Source organism: Rhizobium sp. SVR5-2C, assembly GCF_056755115.1.
Map to the genome: position 1 here is coordinate 107,317 of NZ_JBNDHT010000001.1, position 21,047 is coordinate 128,363.

20 protein-coding genes, 1 pseudogene and 1 riboswitch are annotated in these 21,047 nt (G+C 59.9%); of the genes and pseudogenes, 10 read left to right on the forward strand and 11 right to left on the reverse strand.

Annotation, left to right across the window (positions count from 1 at the left end):
• Positions 1-171: 171 nt before the first annotated feature.
• The 4 genes from ACPYOI_RS00580 to ACPYOI_RS00595 form a co-directional block, all read right to left on the reverse strand.
• Positions 172-342 (reverse strand): hypothetical protein, encoded by a 171-nt coding sequence (locus ACPYOI_RS00580; RefSeq protein ID WP_168832272.1) that lies wholly within the window; start codon positions 340-342, stop codon positions 172-174.
• A gap of 391 nt (positions 343-733) precedes the next feature.
• Positions 734-871, reverse strand: coding sequence for a hypothetical protein (locus ACPYOI_RS00585; RefSeq protein WP_481415540.1), 138 nt, complete (start codon positions 869-871; stop codon positions 734-736).
• 655 nt (positions 872-1,526) lie between these two features.
• Positions 1,527-1,676: a hypothetical protein gene (locus ACPYOI_RS00590; RefSeq protein WP_481415539.1), complete on the reverse strand. Its 150-nt coding sequence runs from the start codon at positions 1,674-1,676 to the stop codon at positions 1,527-1,529.
• A gap of 57 nt (positions 1,677-1,733) precedes the next feature.
• Positions 1,734-2,060 (reverse strand): hypothetical protein, encoded by a 327-nt coding sequence (locus tag ACPYOI_RS00595; RefSeq protein WP_481415538.1) that lies wholly within the window; start codon positions 2,058-2,060, stop codon positions 1,734-1,736.
• A 141-nt stretch (positions 2,061-2,201) separates the two neighbouring features.
• Here ACPYOI_RS00595 and ACPYOI_RS00600 point away from each other — a divergent pair, with 141 nt between their 5' ends.
• Both ACPYOI_RS00600 and ACPYOI_RS00605 read left to right on the forward strand, forming a co-directional pair.
• Complete coding sequence (locus ACPYOI_RS00600; protein ID WP_168832256.1) at positions 2,202-2,465, forward strand: DUF982 domain-containing protein; 264 nt, start codon at positions 2,202-2,204, stop codon at positions 2,463-2,465.
• 390 nt (positions 2,466-2,855) lie between these two features.
• Positions 2,856-3,077, forward strand: a complete 222-nt coding sequence (locus ACPYOI_RS00605; protein ID WP_481422404.1) for a DUF982 domain-containing protein — start codon at positions 2,856-2,858, stop codon at positions 3,075-3,077.
• 603 nt (positions 3,078-3,680) lie between these two features.
• Here ACPYOI_RS00605 and ACPYOI_RS00610 read toward each other — a convergent pair.
• From ACPYOI_RS00610 to ACPYOI_RS00640, 7 genes and pseudogenes are all read right to left on the reverse strand, one after another.
• The gene (locus ACPYOI_RS00610; RefSeq protein WP_481422396.1) at positions 3,681-5,423 is read right to left on the reverse strand and encodes a PAS domain-containing sensor histidine kinase; all 1,743 of its coding nucleotides are present in this window, start codon (positions 5,421-5,423) and stop codon (positions 3,681-3,683) included.
• Positions 5,424-5,591: 168 nt separating this feature from the next.
• Positions 5,592-6,059, reverse strand: a complete 468-nt coding sequence (locus tag ACPYOI_RS00615) for a response regulator (protein ID WP_481415535.1) — start codon at positions 6,057-6,059, stop codon at positions 5,592-5,594.
• Entirely contained in the window at positions 6,056-7,183 is a 1,128-nt protein-coding gene (locus ACPYOI_RS00620) for a PAS domain-containing protein (RefSeq protein WP_481415534.1), read from the reverse strand. Before ACPYOI_RS00620 ends, ACPYOI_RS00615 begins: the two co-directional genes overlap by 4 nt.
• An 839-nt stretch (positions 7,184-8,022) precedes the next feature.
• Entirely contained in the window at positions 8,023-8,298 is a 276-nt protein-coding gene (locus ACPYOI_RS00625) for a hypothetical protein (RefSeq protein WP_168832251.1), read from the reverse strand.
• 95 nt (positions 8,299-8,393) lie between these two features.
• Positions 8,394-8,768: pseudogene (locus tag ACPYOI_RS00630) on the reverse strand (DUF6481 family protein).
• A gap of 28 nt (positions 8,769-8,796) precedes the next feature.
• Complete coding sequence (locus tag ACPYOI_RS00635; protein ID WP_481415533.1) at positions 8,797-9,021, reverse strand: hypothetical protein; 225 nt, start codon at positions 9,019-9,021, stop codon at positions 8,797-8,799.
• A 126-nt stretch (positions 9,022-9,147) separates the two neighbouring features.
• Positions 9,148-9,357, reverse strand: coding sequence for a cold-shock protein (locus tag ACPYOI_RS00640; protein WP_018902430.1), 210 nt, complete (start codon positions 9,355-9,357; stop codon positions 9,148-9,150).
• A 433-nt stretch (positions 9,358-9,790) separates the two neighbouring features.
• Here ACPYOI_RS00640 and ACPYOI_RS00645 point away from each other — a divergent pair, with 433 nt between their 5' ends.
• The 8 genes from ACPYOI_RS00645 to atzF all read left to right on the forward strand — a co-directional run bounded on the left by ACPYOI_RS00645 (position 9,791) and on the right by atzF (position 21,022).
• Positions 9,791-9,967, forward strand: a complete 177-nt coding sequence (locus tag ACPYOI_RS00645) for a hypothetical protein (RefSeq protein ID WP_168832248.1) — start codon at positions 9,791-9,793, stop codon at positions 9,965-9,967.
• Between the two features lie 1,254 nt (positions 9,968-11,221).
• A riboswitch (guanidine-I (ykkC/yxkD leader) is annotated at positions 11,222-11,333 on the forward strand.
• A 75-nt stretch (positions 11,334-11,408) separates the two neighbouring features.
• On the forward strand, positions 11,409-12,476 hold the full coding sequence (locus tag ACPYOI_RS00650; protein ID WP_481415532.1) for a putative urea ABC transporter substrate-binding protein: 1,068 nt from the start codon (positions 11,409-11,411) through the stop codon (positions 12,474-12,476).
• Between the two features lie 61 nt (positions 12,477-12,537).
• Positions 12,538-13,356, forward strand: a complete 819-nt coding sequence (locus ACPYOI_RS00655) for an ABC transporter permease (protein ID WP_481415531.1) — start codon at positions 12,538-12,540, stop codon at positions 13,354-13,356.
• On the forward strand, positions 13,353-14,177 hold the full coding sequence (locus ACPYOI_RS00660; protein WP_481422397.1) for an ABC transporter ATP-binding protein: 825 nt from the start codon (positions 13,353-13,355) through the stop codon (positions 14,175-14,177). The genes ACPYOI_RS00655 and ACPYOI_RS00660 overlap by 4 nt, the downstream gene beginning before the upstream one ends.
• On the forward strand, positions 14,174-14,995 hold the full coding sequence (locus tag ACPYOI_RS00665; protein ID WP_481415529.1) for an urea amidolyase associated protein UAAP1: 822 nt from the start codon (positions 14,174-14,176) through the stop codon (positions 14,993-14,995). Before ACPYOI_RS00660 ends, ACPYOI_RS00665 begins: the two co-directional genes overlap by 4 nt.
• A gap of 10 nt (positions 14,996-15,005) precedes the next feature.
• Positions 15,006-15,656: an urea amidolyase associated protein UAAP2 gene (locus ACPYOI_RS00670; protein ID WP_481415528.1), complete on the forward strand. Its 651-nt coding sequence runs from the start codon at positions 15,006-15,008 to the stop codon at positions 15,654-15,656.
• 2 nt (positions 15,657-15,658) lie between these two features.
• Positions 15,659-19,198: an urea carboxylase gene (gene uca / locus ACPYOI_RS00675; protein ID WP_481422398.1), complete on the forward strand. Its 3,540-nt coding sequence runs from the start codon at positions 15,659-15,661 to the stop codon at positions 19,196-19,198.
• Between the two features lie 3 nt (positions 19,199-19,201).
• Positions 19,202-21,022, forward strand: coding sequence for an allophanate hydrolase (gene atzF, locus ACPYOI_RS00680; protein WP_481422399.1), 1,821 nt, complete (start codon positions 19,202-19,204; stop codon positions 21,020-21,022).
• The last annotated feature ends 25 nt before the right edge of the window (positions 21,023-21,047 follow it).

Sequence of the window (21,047 nt, forward strand, 5' to 3'; positions counted from 1 at the left end):
ATGTTACAGAGTTGGCTTGCCGAGGTCGGTCGCCTGCTGACGGCTAATCCAGGTGTCGCGGCACCAGGACGAGCGTGAAGCCACAACGCAAGCATGGGAAGCCTGCCACCGCTTAAGGTGACGGGCCGTGATGGTCATTTCCGTGGGATTGGTCAGCAAACCAATCTCTCACTATTTGCGGCCGCCGCTGGGGCGGCGGTTCCCACCTTGACTACTACCCCCTGAGGTCTTGGCATCATTGGCCTGGCCGAAATTGGTGCCGCCGAGATGACCGCCGCCACTCGTGTTGGCAACCTGGCGCTCGGCTCTTCGCCGGATCTCGGCTGCATTGGTCTTGCTCATACTATCTTCCTTCTTTCGAACGGGTAATCGCCTCCGGCTTGCCGCCAGACGACGTAGAAATCGATTTTGAAAGGAAAGATCAGCTTGAACGCGCGGTGCGTGAAACGAAGCTCGACTAGCAATTTCGACGGACGACCTTTGCACCCCAATGTGTTTAAAGCAAGTTCTGCTTTGGGTCGAATTGGCGCCCGAGCCGAAGCCCGGGCGAGTGAGGATGCTTCCGGCGACCAATCCAGGCAGAGCCTCAGACACGAATGATGCCGCTGTTTCACACGCGTCCGGTGCGGGCCATGGCTTCGGCGCCAAGTGCAGGGTCAAGCCCACATGTGCGTTTCGCTGCTCTCCAACGGGCTATAGCCGCCCGGTTCTCAAATTGGCGTGAGGTTTGGCCTCACCGGCTCGGGAAGAATGCGCCCTGGCTCATGCGCGGCCCGAGAGCCGCATGCGAGGCAGCCAGCGTCTCCGCTGCCTCGATGATTCTCGCCCGCACCTGCTCATAGGTACAGTCCGCAAACACCGCCACGTTCATGCCGCTTCCTCATGTCAAGTAGATCGCCCTGGAGGGGCTTGTAGAATTTCACGCCGATCAAACGCGGAGAACATGGTTTGTCGGTATTCCGCAATTGATGGCCTTAGCCTTGCGCCGGAGCTGCCGAGGTCGATTGCATTGATCACCGACGAGCGACGGCGAGCGGGCCAAGGCGGGGTTCTGGACGAGGATCGAGGAAGCCGCCTTGATCATGTCCCTATTCAGTTCGCGCGCATTAACCGGCGTTCCGTGATTAGCATGCCGGTTGCTACCATTCTCTGCCGGCAGGAGGTCGGAGGACCACGCATCATGACTGCGGTCGAGAAAAGCATTCCAACGGTGCCAGCGAACTCACGGCCTACGAGCACCCGAACGACCTGGTCAAGCTGCGCGTCTTGATTGGAAAGGCGAAGGATGTCTGCATCACAGATCCAACTCCGGCCGGGCGCTCTGGCCGCATCGATACGTATCGGGTGAATTGCGCCTCGAAGGTCATACGCTCGCGAATGGTCGGATCACCGAAGCGGCATTTGATGCTGCCGATCTAGGCGATTCCCTCGACGTTCGAGCCGAAGACACTATTGAACTTCTTCCAGTCGGCTTCGGTGGCGGCGATGGCCACGCGATCAGCTTTGTACTTCTCGGCGCGGTAGAGCTAGACGATGGCGTCATAGTTGGCCTTGGCGCCCTCGCCCCCGTATAGGTCGGCCGAGATGGGCCGTGGGTTGTCGCGGCGGGTGCCGAAGGTGTTGCGCTGGTTGAGGATGAGGATCGCGCTCTCGGTCTCGTCGGCCAGCGCCTTCAACTCGACTATGACTCCACCGGAGATGCGGTCCCGCAGACAGCTTCAGATCGCGCGGCTTCACAATGCCAATGTGGTCGATGACGATAAAAGGCGTCTTGCCGTTGGCGCGCTTTTGATGAAGCGGCGGGCATATGTCACCAGTTGGGTGATGCCCTCTCGCTGGCAGCGGATGATTTCGAGCGGCTGCCGGTCGATCCAAGTCGCGAACTTAATGCAATCGTCCTGCTCTTTCTGGCTCATCATGCGGATTGGATCGCGCTGCTGGCAGACGTTGATGCCGTGCACCTGGGCAATCATCCTGGCGAATGCGTTGAGCTGAGGGCTGATCATAGGAGAGGAGAGAACCGGATGCCGCTCGGCGACCGCGTGGTAGATCAGCTGCACGTGCGGGATGATTTCCCCTCGCCGACGAGGACAGGGGGCCATAGAGGCTGAGGAGAAAACGGATTTCGTTCATGCTGCCACCCCGCACGGCACGGCTCTTGCACGGTTACTAAAGTATTTACCGTCAGGAGTTCGAGTGTAATGAACGGGCACACATTCAGAGCATTCCCTCCGCTGATGCTGGTGATGAGTGGCTCTGAAAAATACAGATTGGTGAAGTCGGTGGGAGACGCTGCCGAAGCCCTGTTCGCTTCCTGGCCCTTCGACGATGGGGAGGAATACCTCGTGGCCGTAAAGACCTGTTTGGAGGCGTTGCACGGCAAGACGGCGGCGGCAGATGCGAGAGCTGCGCTCATCCGAGCGGCCGAGGAAGCTGGCATCCCGGTGATCACTGTCGTTCACTGAGGTCGTCAGGAACAAACTGCGCCACGAATGGATTGGGGCCATAGAAAGGACCCCGCTATGGCGACCATTTCCCCAGACCCGAAACCCAGTCCGAAGCCGGAACCGGTTCCCGACCTCCCGCCCGATGTACCGCAGCCGCCGAACGAGGAGCCGATCCCAGATTTGCCGCCTGCTGAGGTTCCTAATCCGATCCCGATCCCTAAAGACTTTCCACCGATGATGAAGTGAGATCACGGCCGCGTTAACGACGCGCTTGATGATTGAACGGGATTTTTGCCTGCTCAGGACTTTGGTCCCGCGCGCTGGCATCTGGATTATGCCAACCTGCCTCGCCGACAATCATAGGCGCCAACGGAGGAATTCGTGAAAAACGATATATGGGACCGCAGCGTGGAACTGGTGATCGACGGAAAAGACCAATTCCGTACCGTGAAAAGCACCAGGGAGGCTGTAGAATGCTTGATGACTAGTTGGCCAAATCAGAAAGGTCCGGCATACGCGGCGGCTCGGAAGGTATGTCTCAGTGCTCTCAACGGCGGGGAACCCGACCTTGACCCTCGCGACGCGTTCATAGAGGCCGCCAGTGAGTGTGGAATTCTGCGAACGAGTTGAGGTCCTCATGCCGCGCTCCTCTCGTTCCGCTGCATGCGAAGATCCATAAGCGGTTGCTGATACCGTCCGGCATTTACCTTCATCTCGCGGATGCCCCAGCAGATCGCCAGGGCGCAGGGCTCTCACCTCCGAAGAGTTTGCCACGGCATATTGGAAGGCCCGCAAAGCCGCACGGCCGCTCAGGGAGCAAGTTGGCGAAGCCAAGGCTCTATCATTCGTCGTGAAGCCAAACACGTTCCAGTCGACATGCGCTCCCTCGCCTTCACCAGCTTGGACAAGACAACGCGCGACCGGCGCCGGAATATCATGGAGGCAATGTGGGCCGAAGCGACCAGTGAGAAGGATGCGCCTCTTCGCTGACACCCGCTGCACCAAGGATGATCGGCTCTGATAAAGGCACTGATATGGCGGTCCTCCAGATCCCATCCGTCATCTGACCGCACTGCCTTTTGGTGACTCCGATGCATTGCGGGTGCCCACATTACGCGCGTGCGTCCCGGCCGCCGTCAAGGAGTTGAACCACATCCGCCCTTAATTACCGGTCGGCCAGCGATCCTCGCTGGCCGGCGCAGTTTGTGCCAGGGGAGCTCACGCCATTGGATTCTACCGTTGAGGGGCAAAATCGTCAGCAATTTGCGACAGGTTAGCTGCAATCACACATTCAACACCATTTCGATTGAAGGTGATCTCGCAAGAGCCCTTAAGCTCCGCTGCCAAAAGGCGCTCGATCAACCTGGAGCCAAATCCCTTCGTTGCCGGCGGTAGAACGTCCGGACCGCCTTCCTCTTTCCAGCGTAGTCGAAGTACGGCGTTTACAGACATGTCGTGCTGCCAGTCGATAGAAACGAGACCGGTGGAGACGGACAGCGCTCCGTATTTGGCAGCATTGGTCGCCAGTTCGTGAAGCGCCAGCGAAAGCGAAACGACAGCCTTCGGGGGTAGCGATACCGATGCTCCTTCGACGCGAAACCTCTCGCCTGGATAAGGTGAGATCGCCTGTTCGACGACCGTTCGAAGATCAGCGTGTTGCCAATCACCGTTCAAGAGCAAGTCCTGTGCCCTTCCGAGCGACGTTAACCTTGCTAGGAAAGCTTCTACATCTTTTTTGTTCGTGGCGTCACGCCCTATTGTCTGCCGCGCGATTGCAGCAACCGTGGCGAGAATGTTCTTGACGCGATGATTCAATTCACCCGCCAACATGGCCTGCAGACGTTCCGCCTCCTTTCGCGCAGAAATGTCGTGGGCGACTTTGGAAGCGCCGATGACCTTTCCGGATGCATCTAGAATGGGAGAGACGCTCAGAAGAACGTCGACCTGCCGCCCGCCCTTGCGCGTTCGTTTGGTCTCGTAGGGTTCTACCACCAGACCGGCCTTGATCTGCCGCAGGATCGAAGGCTCTTCGTCTTTGCGGTCATCGGGAACGAGCGTCAGAACCGATTGACCGATGACCTCCTCCTCGGAGTAGCCGTAGAGGCGCGCGGCGGCGGCGTTCCAGCTGGTGATCGTCATCTCGAGGTCGATGCCCAAGATAGCGTCGTTGGACGAGGCGATCATGGACGCAAGATGCCGTTCGACTTCCTGAATTCGTTTGCGCTCGGTGACATCGATCGTGATGGCAACGGCCTTGGAGATCCGACCTTGCTCGTCCCGGATGGCCGAGACCGAGTCGGCAACCCAGATCAGGCTACCGTCACCGCGAATGTAGCGCTTTTCGATATTGAAGCTCTCTCCGGTCTCGACCAAACGCCTGAACAGCCTGGCGTTTTCTGGCAGGTCATCCCTATAGGTTATGTCCTGCATCCGCGTTCCGATTAATTGTTCGGCCGGGTGGCCAACAATGTCGCAAAAGCGCTGGTTGACGCTCACGAGCTCTCCGGTTGGCTCGCCAAGGGCGATGCCTGCCGCCGATTGTGAGAAGATCGCTCGAAGACGTTCCTCGCTTTCGCGGACAGCCGCGTCGGCGTTGACGCGTTCGGTCGTCTCGTTGACGATGCACAACACTCCACGGACGGCTTTGTGCTCATTCCGTACGGGTGAGTAGGAAATATCGAAGTACACCGTTTCCGGAAATCCATGCCGTTCGATGTAGAAAGGCCGGTCTTTGGCCGCGACGGTTTCACCGTTCTCCAGCACACGCTTGAGGAGCGGCTCCAGATCGTCCCAAAGCTCGGACCAGTATTCCCGAGCCGGCCTGCCAAACGCATGGGGGTGCTTGTCCCCGATCGTCGGGGCGTAGCTGTCGTTGTAGAAGGCAACGAATTCAGGGCCCCAGAACATAACGATCTGGGCCTGCGAGGGCAGCATGATGTCGAGCGCGGAATGCAGACAGTTAGGCCACTGAGACATCGGGCCGACCGGTGACGACTCCCAATCGACCGAAGCCAGAAGTGCCTGCGCGCTTGCCCCCCTTGAGGCATGCGGTATTTGTTCAGCCAGTGGCGCGTTCCCCTCTACTTTCCCAACTACGACCCGTCGATCATGATCGGCCTGAGTTTACATCAGTCGATCTTTCTCTCAAACCGAGTGTCTGGGCAGACCCATGCTGCGACGCTGCGCATGCTTGCGCACCGTGCGAGGTTGAGCGTCGCAGGCGAGAACGAGGCTGGGTGGCGCCGCGACGTCATCATCGCCTGAGACCACTGCAGAGATGTACTGCAAGGCGTTCTTCATCCCGTTCACCGTGTACGGTTTCTCGATTGCGCCGAGTGCACCCGCGAAGTCATCGGGAAGGCGCTTGATGTTGCCACTGACAAACACGAATGGCACTTGCGCTTCCGCAAGACGACGCCCTACATCTATTCCCGTCGGGCCGTCCGTGAGATGGATGTCTACGAACGCGAAATCTGGTCTTGAGGCTGAGAGAAGATCACGAGCCTGATGACTGCTAATGGCGAGACCGATCACCTCGTGTCCCGCCGCTTCCACTTCGCTTTCCAGTTCCATTGCAAGCAGCATCTCGTCTTCGACGATCATCACCCTCAATGGTCATTCTCCTGATGTTCATCAACAAGCAGCGTTACATTCACGATCGTTTTCCTGCCCCGGCTGCTCCGTTTGATCCGGGCGTCGAGCTGCTGGGCGGAAGCTTCAAGAAGCAGACGGCTGAACTCCGCGCTTTCCGGATCAGGCTCGACGGGTTTGACGGTATCTTCGACCCGGATCAGAAAGTGTCCATTCAGCCGCTTCACGACGATATGGATCTCGCCGCCGCCATCGCTCAGGCCGCGTCTGACGGCGTCACCAACGAGCTCATTGACAATCAGCGACAAAGGCGTCGCCTTGACGGCTGGGACATAAAGCGGCTGCAGGTCGAGTGTCAGGTGAATATCCTCGCGGCCAATCCCGCCGATCAGATCGGTGACAAGCTCGCGGGCGAAGTCGGCGACATCGAACCTTGCGATATCGTCAAGGATAAACAGTTTGCGCTGGACGGTGCTGAGCGCTTCCACCCGATTGAGAACGGCCATCAGGGTGCGCTTCTGGCTTTCATCTTTCGTTGTGCGAGCCTGCAGCTTGACGATCGAAGCCATGGTCAAAAGGTTGTTTTTGACCCGGTGATCGACCTCGTGCACGAGGAGTGTTTTGGCCGCAAGCGCAGCGCGAAGATCGGCGGTGTTCTTGGCGACCTCCTCCTCGGCTTGATGTCGGGCTGCGGCGAGCTCGGCTTCCCGGCTCTTGACGTTCGTGAAGTCGAGCTGCGAAGCAAAGAAGTAGACGATCCGGCCTTCATCATCTCGGACGGGGCTTATGAAAAGAGCGTTCCAGAAGGTGGTGCCGTCCTTGCGGTAGTTCAGAATGTCGACCGCAATGTCCCGACCTGCGCCGACCGCCTCGCGGATGCGTGCGACTGTTGTCTTGTCCGTTCCCGGCCCTTGCAGGATGCGACAATTGCGACCCACCAATTCGTCGCCCGAGTAGCCTGTAAGCTTTTCAAACGACGTGTTGCAGAAGATGATGGGGTTATCGTCTTGGTTAGGATCCGTGACGATCATCGGCATGCGTGTCGCCTTGAACGCTGCCGCAAATGGATCTTCACGGACATGGCGCGCGACAAGCCTGTCGCCGGCGTCTTGCGCGTCGGTTTTGGATCTGTTCTTTTCCCGCATGAGGGTCCCGCAAAAATGAAGCCCTATATAATGCAGGAACTTGATTTTGGTTCCCGGTCGATAGTCGGAGCAGGATAGCCTCCGAAACTGCTCGAATGCGTCGGTATTGTCCGCTACTGCTCTTGAAGGGCACCGAACTCTCGATGCCACAACTTGGCCGTCTCGACAAATGCACCAAAGATCTACTAGGTGAGGACCTTTGGTTAAGTCGGTTCAGCAAGCGCGCTCGCGCATATTAGGAAGGTTGGCTCTCTCTCATCGGACGACCCGTGGTTGGACCCAAGCTTGGGCCGTCCGGGCGACGGGAGACGCGACAACATGATCCTCAGAAAAGGACGATGACGTGCCGGTGCCCTCGGCCGGAGACAGGCGCCCAAGAAGCCACGCGAAGCGATCATCGAGATCGAGCACCTGATGCTGAGGAAGGCTTCGTATTGAGCGACGCAGATGGATCGAACACAAGTCTCGCATCTGAAGAGTTCATAATCATGATTGCGGTACGCCCCTACGACGCAGCTAAAACGCGCTAACAGGTGTTTTGTTCAGTCGTCGATTTCGGTTGCTCCGATAGACCGGTCCAGCGCGGGTAGTTCTTGTCGCCTTCGCCGAAAAACATGTTCTGGTCGCGTCGCAGATCAATGGCATGGCATCACGGCCCGGCGCAGCAAGCGCAACGCGATCCGTATACTCGAGGAAGGCACAAGATCTGTTGGGACGGCAGGAGCCGGCTTTGCATTCCTCGTCCTTGAAGGCGATGGCCCAGTGCTGAGCGCGCCGACGACATGGTCGCCGGCCGGAACGAGCCTCGCCGCACCGAAGATTAGGCCGCGTCTCTCGAATCAGGCCCGATCATATGTGAACGACGTCAAAAGGGTCGTCACGAAGTTGCTGGCTCGTTCCTTGACGAGGACCTCCGTCCACTCGTCGGTACCGCGAAGTTTTAGGTCGGTATAGATGCTGTCAACTGCCGCTTCTTCAATCCGTTTGATATGGGCATTGAATGCTGCCTCGCCGCCTGCATGGTACATGTCACGAATGATCATGCGGAGGATTTCTTGGATCGCAATCTGCCAGGATGTGTTGATCGCTTGAAGCTCGTTCGTGTCCAGTGCCATGATGGCTCCTGTTGTTAGCGTAAATTTCGATAAGATTGTGCCACAGCTCCTGGTCCGTGATATCGTTCACCAACGCGATTTCAGGAGTGTGAAGGCTAAGCCTGTCTGGCCTTGCGGTTTGCGTAGGGTCTGTCCCGCTCTGCCTTCCGCTTCATCTTCGACCACCGGGGCGATACGGGCATTCTCAGCCGACGCACGCGCCTTGGTTTCTGCCATGGCTGCGGCCTCCGCGGCCGCTTGCTCTTCAGCCACCGGAGCTTCCAGGAGCATACGCTCCTCAAGCTTCAGGCGTTGCCCTCAGCACGGCGGGCTTCACGAGCTTCACCAACCGAGATGCGCTCGGCTTGCCTCGCAATTCGCAAGGGCTCTGCAGCAGCCTTTGCAGCAGGGTATGCACTGAGAAGCGATGCTTTAGCCTCCACAGCTGCGGATCGACGATCGGCGAGTTCGTTGTTTCTGATGTTCTTCAATTTTTTATCCTGATGAGGAGAGGTTCGTTCAGCCCATTTGGCCACGTTTGGCAAGCATGGCTGACGTAACAGAGGTCCGGTCGGCGATCTCCTTCGCCAGCCGCGCCTCCCGCAACCTTTGAGTCTTGGCGACTCGAGACTGAGTGATCGCTTCGAGTTCGTCCATTGCGTGATTTTTGGCGAAGAGCTGGGTCTGGAGATTACCGAAGGCAATCTCCGCCGCTTGGCGAGATTTACTAAAGGTCTGTTTCATCGAAAAATCCTGATAGGTTCATCTTGTGAACGGAACGAAAAAGGCCAGGCAACTGCCTGGCCTCAAAGTGATAACGTGCTTCCGGCAGTGCCAGTACATCCGTGGTCAAAGGAAAGCAGATATCGATCAAGCGGACTGCAGATTGCAGGCCGACATCTTGCCCGACTTCATGTCGCGCTCAAGCTCGAAGCCGATCTTCTGGCCTTCGACGAGCTCGCGCATTCCGGCGCGCTCGACAGCCGAGATGTGAACGAAGGCGTCAGCGCCGCCATTGTCTGGCTGGATGAAGCCGAAGCCCTTGGTGGAATTAAACCATTTTACTGTGCCGGTGGTCATGATGAACCCTTTCAAAGCATAGAGTGAGGGACCGCGAAGCGGATGCTGCGCAGATGGAAACCGACTATTTTTGAAAGGGGAGTTCGCTTAGAGCGCGGTGCCAATCGCGCGGTAGACAAAGCTCGGCAAGCAAAAGATCGATGACGCATCTATACGGGACCGAGACGGCCGCGTCAACGCTTAGTTTTTGTCAGATGTCGGTTTCGCCCCAAGATTGTATCTGTTTAAACGTCGCGCGAGGACTCGATGGAAAAAGACGTGGGCGCCGGTCGACTAACACAATGCGTCAGAGTTCAGCTTGATTGACGTGGTACGATTCGCGTAATCGAGCTACGCCACGGAGACTCTGGTGACCGGATCCCCCAGCCGCTGATGGAGATAGGTGGTCCTCATCCGCTAAGAGACATGTCGAACTTTAAACAGGAAAGTCACGATGGGTTGGAAAACGCCTAAGATCGAATACGTAAACGGCTATAAAATTGTCGAGATCGACGGGCCTATCTTCAAGGTCTACGATGGCACACTCCAGATCGGGGAGGATTTCCCTTACTCCGGCGAAGCGGCCGCTCACGCAAAGTCCCTGCCGAGGCGGGACGCTCCACGGGAGTGAGCAGGCAAGATGAAAATCATCAGGTTCGAGAAGCGCGGAGATGCCATCTTCTAACCGACGTTCCTTGACACGGTCAGCGCTGCCAGGCTTGCGGCCAGTTCGTCGCTTCGGAAGGGTTTCGTCAGTCGGGGCAAATCAGATGCCGCTCCTTCACGCTCGGCGTAGCCGGAGACGAGGAGGACTTGTACCTGCGGATGTTCCGCACGTACGGGTCGCGCGAGCTTGGTGGCATCCATGCCAGGCATTATATGGTCCATGACGCGGCAGTGTATAAGTCGCCACTGACCGGAAGCCAGAACTCGATTTCCGAGCCAACATCGACTTGGCTGCATATCTCCTACGATGCCACCAAGCTGCGGAGCCAAAGCATGTGCCATCGACAGGCCGAGCCGGTGTCTTTCCCCAACCTTGGTAGAAAAGAACGGCTCGACCGCTGTAGCACTTTCAACCGCTCGGCGCGATTTGGCCCAACACGCACAAGCTGTCCAGGCGTGCGCCCCGGTGCGCCATCTAAGAAGCAGAACGTGTCGCGCAGGATTTCCGGAAAAGAGGCCTCGCTTTCGCGCCCTTTTGTTGGGAAGCGGCAGCTCACGTGCGTACGAGCAACGCCTCAACGACGACTGCGAACGCAGGCGAAGCCTGCCGCGGCTTGGGTAATATAAGGGATAACCAAGCCAGGGCGGACACCAGTCATCGGATGGCACAGCAGCTTTGGTTTGAAGCCGAGCCAGGTGGATGGCGCTTATCTCTTATGCAAGCCGTCTGTTGATTTCTACTTGAGAACTGACCCGGCCTTTGCGCCGAGAATACTCGATGGAACTATCCTACTATGCCGGGCCAGTTCCTAGTGGAAATCAATAAACCAACCCTTAGGGCACGCAGCGTGCCCCTCCGTGCTTTTTTCCTCCGCGCGATCTCACGAATGGAAAGATCTATTGGCCGAAATAGCAGCCATAGTCATCCGGAAGTCTTCGCCACCAATGAACAATCGGCAATAGAGGTCTTTTAAGGTGGCCCTCCAGACCGCTGGGGCCGACAGAGATGCGCTTTTCAAAAATCGCCTGCCTCCATGCCACTCTTTGAAAATAGCGGTTGCGTCTCGCACACCAGAACGACGCTCCCCCAAGCAGGCGTTGATCCGTGCTCAAATATTAAGCAAATGCCGCAGAGTGTACACAATACCAGATGCTCAAGGCGTAGAGGCTTGGAAAACCAACAGGTTACAAGGTGGCACACCTCTTGCAGGGAATTTGTTGAGTTGGTGGCTAGGGTTCCGGCGCTTTCCAGAAGTGCGACTGGTCCGAGAGCCACCACCGGCGGAAGAGAAATTCCGCCGGGTGCACGGCGGGATAAAAGCCCGGGAGACCTCGTAAGCCAAGGGGATTGGCGGCGCGATGGTCATTGCCGATCCCTTTTGAAGAAAAGCAAAAGGGGAATTTCAATGCAGACTTTTTCGAAGATCTTTTCCGTAACCGCCCTCGCCGCTTCGCTGGTGCTTGGGATAGGCTCTGTTGCCAAGGCCGAGCAGAAGACCGAATTCAAGGTCGCATGGTCGATCTATGTCGGCTGGATGCCGTGGGGTTATGCCGCCGACCATGGCATTGTCAAGAAATGGGCGGACAAATACGGCATCAAGATCGATGTCACTCAGTTCAACGACTATGTGGAGTCGATGAACCAGTATACGGCCGGCGCATTCGATGCCGTGACCCTGACCAATATGGATGGCCTATCGATCCCGGCTGCCGGCGGTGTCGATACGACCGCCGTCATCGTCGGCGACTTCTCGAACGGTAACGACGCCGTCATCCTGAAAGACAAGGCAAGCCTGGCCGATATCAAGGGCCAGAACGTCAACCTCGTCGAGTTTTCCGTTTCGCATTATCTGCTTGCGCGTGCGCTCGAAAGCATCAAGCTAACCGAACGTGATGTGAAGGTGGTCAACACCTCAGATGCCGATATGGTGGCCGCCTATAAGACGCCTGATGTCACCGCCGTCGTTACCTGGAACCCACTCGTCTCCACCATCCTCGAAGATCCCTCGGCCAAGAAGGTTTTCGACAGTTCGCAGGTGCCTGGCGAAATCATCGACCTGATGGTCGCCAATACCGACGTGCTGAAGGACAACCCGAATTTCGGCAAGGCACTTGCTGGCATCTGGTATGAGACTGCCGCGCTGCTGAATAGTGCCGAGGGCAAGGCGGCCCGTGAGGCCATGGGGGCTGCGTCCGGCACGGATCTCGCCGGTTTCGAAGCCCAGCTTGCCGCGACCAAACTGTTCGACAAGCCAGCGGATGCCGTCGCCTTCACCGCTTCGCCCACACTGCCGAAGACCATGGATCTTGTGCGCAACTTCCTCTTCGAGAAAGGCCTGCTCGGCAATGGTGCTCCCTCTCCTGACGTCATCGGCATCGAAATGCCAGACGGCAAGGTGCTGGGGGATACCGGCAATGTGAAGCTGCGCTTCAGCGAGACCTACATGAAGGCCGCCGCCGACGGATCGCTCTGATCGCGCCAGGCGGCAGGATCTGCCGCGCCGCCTCTTTCCCCTACCAGCGGAGCACCTTCTCATGCGTTGGATCAACACGAAGCCAGGCCGCGGCGCGCAGTTCGCCCTGATGCTGCTACCCTTCGTCCTGCTCGTCGTGGCCTATACTGTCGGATCGGCCGAGCGACTGGCGGCAAACGCCAATGACAAACTTCTGCCGAGCCTTGCCGGCTTTGCCGATGCGATCAACCGCCTGGCTTTCGTGGCCGACCAGCGCACCGGCGACTATCTGCTCTGGTCGGATACTGGCGCCAGCCTGATCCGCCTGCTTGCCGGCCTCGGCATTTCCACCGCGATCGCGCTCATTGTGGGCATGCTGGTCGGCATGCTGCCTTACCTCAGGGCACTGCTTTCTCCTTTCGTCGCAGTCATTTCCATGGTGCCGCCGCTGGCCCTCCTGCCGATCCTCTTCATTGTCTTCGGGCTTGGCGAGACCTCGAAGATCGCTCTCATCGTTATCGGCGTGGCGCCAACAGTGATCCGCGACCTCGCCCTGAAAGCGCTGGAACTGCCGCGCGAGCAGATCGTCAAGGCAGAGACACTGGGCGGCTCCTCCTGGCAGATCGGCCTGCGGGTCGTGCTGCCGCAGATCCTGCCGCGGCTGATCACCTGCCTCAGATTGCAGCTCGGCCCGGCCTGGCTGTTCCTGATCGCCGCCGAAGCAATCTCTTCGGATTCCGGCCTCGGCTACCGTATCTTCCTCGTCCGCCGCTATCTCTCGATGGATATCATCTTTCCCTATGTCGTCTGGATCACCCTGCTTGCGGTGGCAATGAACGCCCTGCTCGATCGCCTGCGCATCGCCGTCTTCCCCTGGTCCGAACTGGAGAAACAGGCATGAGCGAATTGAAGATCGAGAAGGTCTGGAAAGAATATGGCGACCAGATCGTGCTCGAGGACGTGTCACTGACAGTCGCCTCGCGCGCCTTTGTTGCTCTCGTCGGCCCTTCCGGCTGCGGCAAGACCACCTTCCTGCGCATGCTGCTCGGTCAGGAACAGCCGACCAAGGGCAAGATCCTGCTCGATGGCGAGGCGCTGCCGCCGGAGCCGGGGCCCGATCGCGGCGTTGTCTTCCAGCGCTATTCCGTTTTCCCGCACCTGACCGTTCTCGGCAACGTGCTGCTCGGCAAGGAACTGACCGCAGCACGCTACAGGGCAAAGCTCTTCGCTGCCGCCCGCCGCAATGCCATCGAGGAAGCCCGCCAGCTGATCGCCGAGGTCGGACTCAGCGGTTCCGAAGGCAAATATCCGGCACAGCTTTCCGGCGGCATGCAGCAGCGCCTTGCGCTGGCCCAGGCGCTCATCATGAAGCCGAAGGTGCTCTTGCTCGACGAACCCTTCGGCGCGCTCGATCCCGGCATCCGCGCCGAGATCCACACGCTGATGAAGCGGCTCTGGAATGAGACGCGGATGACCGTCGTCATGGTCACGCATGACATGCGCGAAGCCTTCACGCTCGCAAGCCGCGTCGTCGCCTTCGAGCGGCGGCGCGACCGGCCCGAAGAGAAGGAGCGCTACGGCGCCACCATTACCAAGGACATTTCCATCTGGCCGCCACGCCTTGCCGGCCAGCCATCGATCTTCAGCCCCGACCGGGACGGCCCGGTCGTTTCCCTGGGGCATAGCCGGGACGACCTGGCACCGTCAGGAGAGAAGCCATGATACATGTGAGACGCTCGCCCGAAGAGATCGCCGCAAACCGTGCGCGCTACGAGGAGCATCAGAAGAAGGGGCTGAAATTCGCGCCCAAGGCCCTGCCCGGCCTGAGCCCGCTGCCGGCACCAGCCATCGATGCGGCTGCCGTCATCCACCAGGAGATCATTCCGGGCGGCTGGTACTGGTCGACGAAGCTTTTGCGCGGCGAAGCGGTCCGCATCGATCAGGCGGAGGGCAATTCCGCCGTGGCGCTGATCGCCTGGAACGCCGCCGATACGAGCGAGCGGATCAACCTCGTCGATACCGCCAAGGTCCAGTGGACGACGGCGCTCGGCAAGGGTCGCGTGATCTTCTCCGATATGGGCCGCGTCATGTTCTCGATGATCGAAGACAGTTGCGGTGCGCATGATTGCCTGATGGGCGGATCGACTTCTGCCTCGAACGCCGCGAAATATCCGGGTGAAAAGACACGCAACACGCGCGACAATCTGGTTCTCGTTGCCGGCAAGCTCGGCCTAGACCGCCGCGACATCCCCGGCATCCTCAATCTTTTCGCGCCCGTGCGCCTTGCCAAGGTGGGCGGTTTCGGCTGGCAGGGCAAGCGGTCCAACAGCGGCGATTATGTGGAGCTGCGTGCCGAGATGGACATGCTGGTCGGCTTTTCCAATTGTCCGCATCCGCTCGATCCCGATCCGACGTACCAGCCGAAGCCCGTCGTCATCACCCGCTACGAGGCGGCGGTCGCCGCTGCGGATGATCTTTGCCGAACGGCAAGTGCCGAAGCCGTGCGCGGCTTCGAAAACAACGCCCTGATGCAGGCTTGAGGAGAAGACTATGTCCGATTTCATCCAGACCTTCCCTGCCCGCAGCCTGGAAACCGCAGTGGAAAACCATTTCATCGCCGCCGAAGCGCCGTGGTCCGGCATCGTCCGCAAGGGCCAGACGATCCGCATCGAGGACAGTTACGGCCAGCAGGCAATCGACACGCTTTTCTACCGTGCCGACGATTTCTCCGAGCGCTATTCCAACCAAGATACGATGCGCATGCAGGGTGCCGCCTATGTCGGCATCGGCACGAAGATCATGTCGAGCGAAGGTAACGTCATGCTGACGATGACAGCCGACAGTTGCGGCCGCCATGACACCTCGGCCGGCGCCTGCTCATGCGAGAGCAATACGGTGCGCTTCGGCCACGGCACGAAATATCTTCATGCCTGCCGCGACAACTTCCTGCTCGAAGTTTCGAAACACGGAATGGGTAAGCGCGATATCGTGCCCAACATCAATTTCTTCATGAACGTGCCGATCCAGCCCACCGGCGAGATGACGATCGTCGACGGCATTTCGGCGCCGGGCGACTACGTGGAACTCGTCGCCGAGATGGACGTGCTCTGCGTTATCTCCAACTGCCCGCAGATCAACAATCCCTGCAACGGCTTCGATCCGACGCCGATCCGGGTGCTGATCTGGGATGGCGAGGCCTGATCATGTTCAAGAAAGTCCTGATCGCCAACCGGGGCGAAATCGCCATCCGGGTCATCAAGACGCTGCGACGGATGGGCATTGCTTCCGTCGCCGTCTATTCCGATGCCGACCGCTTTGCAAAGGCCTCACTGCTGGCCGACGAAGCCGTGCGCCTCGGCCCGGCCTCGGCGAGTGAAAGCTATCTCAATGTCGATGCGGTCATCGCCGCCTGCAAGGCGACGGGGGCGGAGGCGGTGCATCCCGGCTACGGCTTCCTGTCGGAAAATATCGGCTTTGCCGAACGACTTGCCGCCGAAGGCATCGCCTTCATCGGCCCGCGGCCCGAACACCTCTCGGCCTTCGGCCTGAAGCATACGGCACGCGAACTCGCCCAGGCGAGCGGCGTGCCGCTGCTGCCCGGCACCAGTCTGCTGTCGAGTGCCGATGAAGCACTCGCCGCAGCCGAAACGATCGGCTATCCCGTGATGCTGAAAAGCACGGCCGGCGGCGGCGGCATCGGCATGCAGCTCTGCGCCGATCCCGAAAGCCTGAAGGCATCCTTCGAAAGCGTGCAGCGCACCGCACAGGCAAGCTTCGGCGATGCGCGCGTCTATATCGAGCGTTTCGTGGCCGAGGCACGGCATGTCGAGGTGCAGATCTTCGGCAATGGCGAAGGCAAGGTCATCGCGCTCGGTGAGCGCGACTGCTCGCTGCAGCGGCGAAACCAGAAGGTGGTCGAGGAGACTCCAGCCCCCGGCCTTTCTGCCGCCACGCGCGCGCGCCTGCACAAGGCAGCCGTCGACCTCGGCGCGGCGGTCTCCTACGAGTCCGCCGGTACCGTCGAGTTCATCTACGATCCCCTACGCGAGGAGTTCTACTTCCTCGAGGTGAATACCCGCCTGCAGGTCGAGCATCCGGTCACCGAAGCCGTGTTCGGCGTCGATCTCGTCGAATGGATGATCCGCCAGGCGGCAGCTGAGGATATGCTCTCGGGTGCGGAAGCGCTGCAGCCGAAGGGAGCCGCAATCGAAGTGCGCGTCTATGCCGAGATGCCGCATGCCGATTTCCGCCCCAGCGCCGGCCTGCTGACAGAAGTCTCCTTCCCCGAGGATGCGCGCATCGACAGCTGGATCGAGACCGGAACGGAAGTGACGCCCTTCTATGATCCGATGCTCGCCAAGGTGATTGTAGCTGCTGAAGATCGACGGACGGCGATCGAAAAGCTGAAGACGGCCCTCAAGGGAACGTCGATATCGGGTATCGAAACCAATCTGGATTATCTTCGCGCTATTGCCGGCTCGGAACTTCTTGCCAGCGGCAAGGTTGCGACGGCGGCGCTCCGCGACTTTTCCTTCGTGCCCGATGTCATCGAGGTGATCGCGCCTGGCGCCCAATCGAGCATTCAGGAACTGCCGGGCCGCCTTGGCCTCTGGCATGTCGGCGTGCCACCGAGCGGACCGATGGATGAGCGCTCCTTCCGCCACGCCAACCGCCTCGTCGGCAATGGCGACACGGTGGCAGCACTGGAGCTGACAGTGTCCGGCCCGGTGCTGAAGTTCCACACTGATACGGTGGTCGCGCTTGCTGGCGCGAGGATGGCGATGAGCGTCGACGGCGAGAAGCTGCCGCATGGCGAGGCCGTGATGATCCGCGCCGGCCAGATCCTCTCGATCGGCAGCATCGATGGACCTGGGCAGCGCGCATACCTCGCCGTAGCAGGCGGTTTCGCCGCCCCGGTCGTGCTTGGCTCGCGCGCGACATTCGGGCTCGGCCAGTTCGGCGGCAATGCCACCGGCACGCTGAAGACCGGTCATGTGCTGCATCTTGCCCGTCAGGCCGCAGCCGATGCGCCGAAGCCGGCAACAGAGCCTGCGGAATTGACGCGCGAATGGGAAGTCGGTGTCGTCTATGGTCCGCATGGCGCACCCGATTTCTTTCAGGATGGCGATATCGAGACACTGTTTTCGACTCGCTACGAGGTGCATTTCAACAGCGCGCGCACCGGCGTGCGCCTGATCGGTCCCGCCCCGACATGGGCGCGCAGCGATGGCGGCGAGGCCGGCCTTCATCCCTCCAACCTGCATGACAATGCCTATGCGATCGGCGCTATCGACTTCACTGGCGACATGCCGATCATTCTCGGACCGGACGGGCCGAGCCTCGGCGGCTTCGTCTGCCCGGGAGTGATCGCCCGTGACGAGCAGTGGAAGATGGGCCAGTTCAAGCCGGGCGACCGCATCCGCTTCCATCCCGTCGCGCGGCCTGAAGATCCGATTGCCGGCCCAGTGGTGCATCGGGCGAAGGAAGAGGCGGGCTCGCCGATCATCGGGCAACGCCACGATGGACCTGTCTCGGTCGTCTACCGCCGGCAGGGTGATGACAATCTGTTGGTCGAATATGGGCCGATGACCCTCGATATCGCCTTGCGGCTCAGGGTGCATCTCTTGATGCAGGCCGTATCACAGGCGCGCCTGCCCGGCATCATCGACCTCACGCCCGGCATCCGCTCGCTGCAAATCCATTATGATGACACTGCGTTGACCCGCAAACGTCTGCTCGGCCTGTTGGCCGAGATCGAGGCGAGTCTGCCTTTAGCACAAGACGTCAAGGTTCCGAGCCGCATCGTGCATCTGCCGCTGTCCTGGAACGACCCGGATGCCGAACTCGCCATGCGCAAGTATCAGGAACTCGTGCGGCCAAGCGCGCCCTGGTGCCCCTCCAACATCGAGTTCATCCGCCGCATCAACGGGCTGGCGGACGAACAGGCGGTGCACGACGTCGTCTTCGACGCCAGCTATCTCGTGCTCGGCCTCGGCGACGTCTATCTAGGCGCGCCGGTCGCGACGCCCGTCGATCCGCGCCACAGGCTGGTGACGACGAAATACAATCCGGCCCGCACCTGGACGCCGGAAAATGCCGTTGGTATCGGCGGGGCCTATATGTGTATCTATGGCATGGAAGGGCCTGGCGGCTACCAGCTTTTCGGCCGTACCATTCAAGTCTGGAACACCTGGCGGCGGACGCCGGTTTTCCCCAAGAACAAGCCGTGGCTGCTCGATTTCTTCGACCAGATCCGCTTCTTCCCGGTCGATCATAGGGAATTGGCAGAAGCCCGCGGCGCCTTCCCGCATGGCGGTTATCCCATCCGGATCGAGGAGACGGAATTCTCCTACACCGCCTATGAGAGGGAATTAAAGGCGAGCGCCACCTCCATTGGGATCTTCAAGGCGAGCCAGCAGGCGGCTTTCGATGCCGAGCGCCAGCGCTGGAAAGAGGCGGGCCTCGACAGCTTCGTCACTGACGAAGGCACCGGTGAGAGCCCGGATGGGGATATTCCAGAAGGTTGCTTCGGCGTTGCCAGCGCCGTACCCGGCAATATTTGGAAACTACTGGTCGAGCCGGGCGCACCGGTCGCCGCTGGAGACACGCTTGCCATTATCGAATCCATGAAAATGGAAATCAACGTCACCGCACATGCGCCGGGTCGCGTCCGTGATCTGCGTGCCGGACCCGGGCGAAACGTCAAAGCGGGCGATATCATTGTTGTTCTGGAGGAATGCTGAACCATGCTGCCGACTATTCTGGACCTGGCAAGCCTTCGTGCAGCCTATGCGGCCGGCACTACCCCGCTCGACGTTATCGAGACTGTGATTGCCCGTCGTACAGCCTCGAAGGATCCGGCGATCTTCATCACGCCGACGCCTGCTGATACGCTGCGGGCCGAGGCGCGCGCCCTGACGGAGCGCGCCCCGGAGGCAAACTGCCTGCCGCTCTGGGGCATTCCCTTCGCTGTGAAGGACAATATCGATGTGGCGGGGCTGCCGACGACGGCCGGCTGCCCTGCCTTCGCCTATCATCCCGAAAAGGACGCAACCGTGGTCGCGCGACTGCGAGCCGCGGGCGCGATCGTCATCGGCAAAACCAATCTCGACCAGTTCGCGACCGGTCTCAACGGTACACGCTCGCCCTACGGAGCGCCTCGCTCGGTCTTCGACGAGAATTATGTGTCGGGCGGCTCGAGCTCCGGCTCAGCGGTTGCCGTCGCCTCGGGCCTGGCAAGCTTCGCGCTCGGCACGGACACGGCAGGCTCTGGTCGGGTGCCGGCGGCTTTCAACAATCTCGTCGGCATCAAACCGACACCGGGACTAGTGCCGATTGTTGGGGTGGTGCCTGCCTGCCGCAGCGTCGATGTCGTCACCGTCTTTGCTGGTACAGTCGGCGACGGCGTCGCGATCCGCAAGGTGATGGAGGGCTACGATGCCGCCGATCCGTTTTCGCGCAAGGCGGTTCCATCCAGCCTGCCCACCTCCGGTCTGCGGATCGGTGTGCTCGACGGAGCCGAGCGGGAGTTCTTCGGCAACAGGCACGTCGAAGCTCTCTATGATGCCGCAATCGAAAGAGCGCGCGCACTCGGCGCCACCATCGTTCGCTTCGATTACGCGCCGTTCCGGCAGGCGGCCGAACTGCTCTACAACGGCCCCTGGGTCGCTGAACGCCTGGCGGCCGCTAAGGATTTTCTCGCGACGAACGCCGCCGACTTCGACCCGACGGTCCGTACCATCATTGACGGCGCGAGAGCCTATGACGCGGTCGCCGCCTTCGAAGGCAGATACAAGCTCGAAGCGCTGCGCCAAAAGACCGGAAAGGAATGGGAAAAAGTTGATATTCTGATGGTGCCGACCTCGCCGACCACCTACACGGTCGAAGAAATGATGGCGGATCCGATTGTGAAAAACGGCCATTTCGGTCGTTACACCAACTTCGTCAATCTGCTCGATTGCGCGGCGATCGCCATTCCAGCCGGTTTCGATGCCAATGGTCATCTCCCAGCCGGCGTGACTCTGATCGGGCTGGCCTATACCGATGAAGCCCTCGCCCCCTTTGCCGACGCCATGCACCGAACCTTGAATGCAGGAATGGGCAAGGACCGCCTGGCGGCAATACCGGAGGCAAGCCGGGTGCCGCAGGCCGATGACGGCTTGGTGCCGATCGTCGTCGTCGGGGCGCATCTTACCGGCATGCCTCTCAACCATGAACTGACCCGAACAGGCGGCAGGCGGGTCAAATCCTGCCGCACTGCACCCGATTACCGCCTCTTCGTTCTACCGGATACCAACCCGCCGAAGCCGGGCCTGATCCGCGAACCTGGCCTTGACGGCAAAGGCCTCGAAGTTGAGGTTTGGAAAGTCACTCCGGAAGCTTTCGGCCGTTTTGTGCAGAATATCCCTGCCCCGCTCGGCATCGGTAAGATAACGCTTGACGACGGTTCTCAGGTTTCAGGTTTTCTCTGCGAGGCTCATGCAATCGAAGGCGCGCGCGAAATCACCGAATTGGGAGGCTGGCGCGCCTACATGACCGACCAAAGGAGCTCGAAATGGCGAGCATGAAGTCCCATCTCAAAAGATTCCTGCG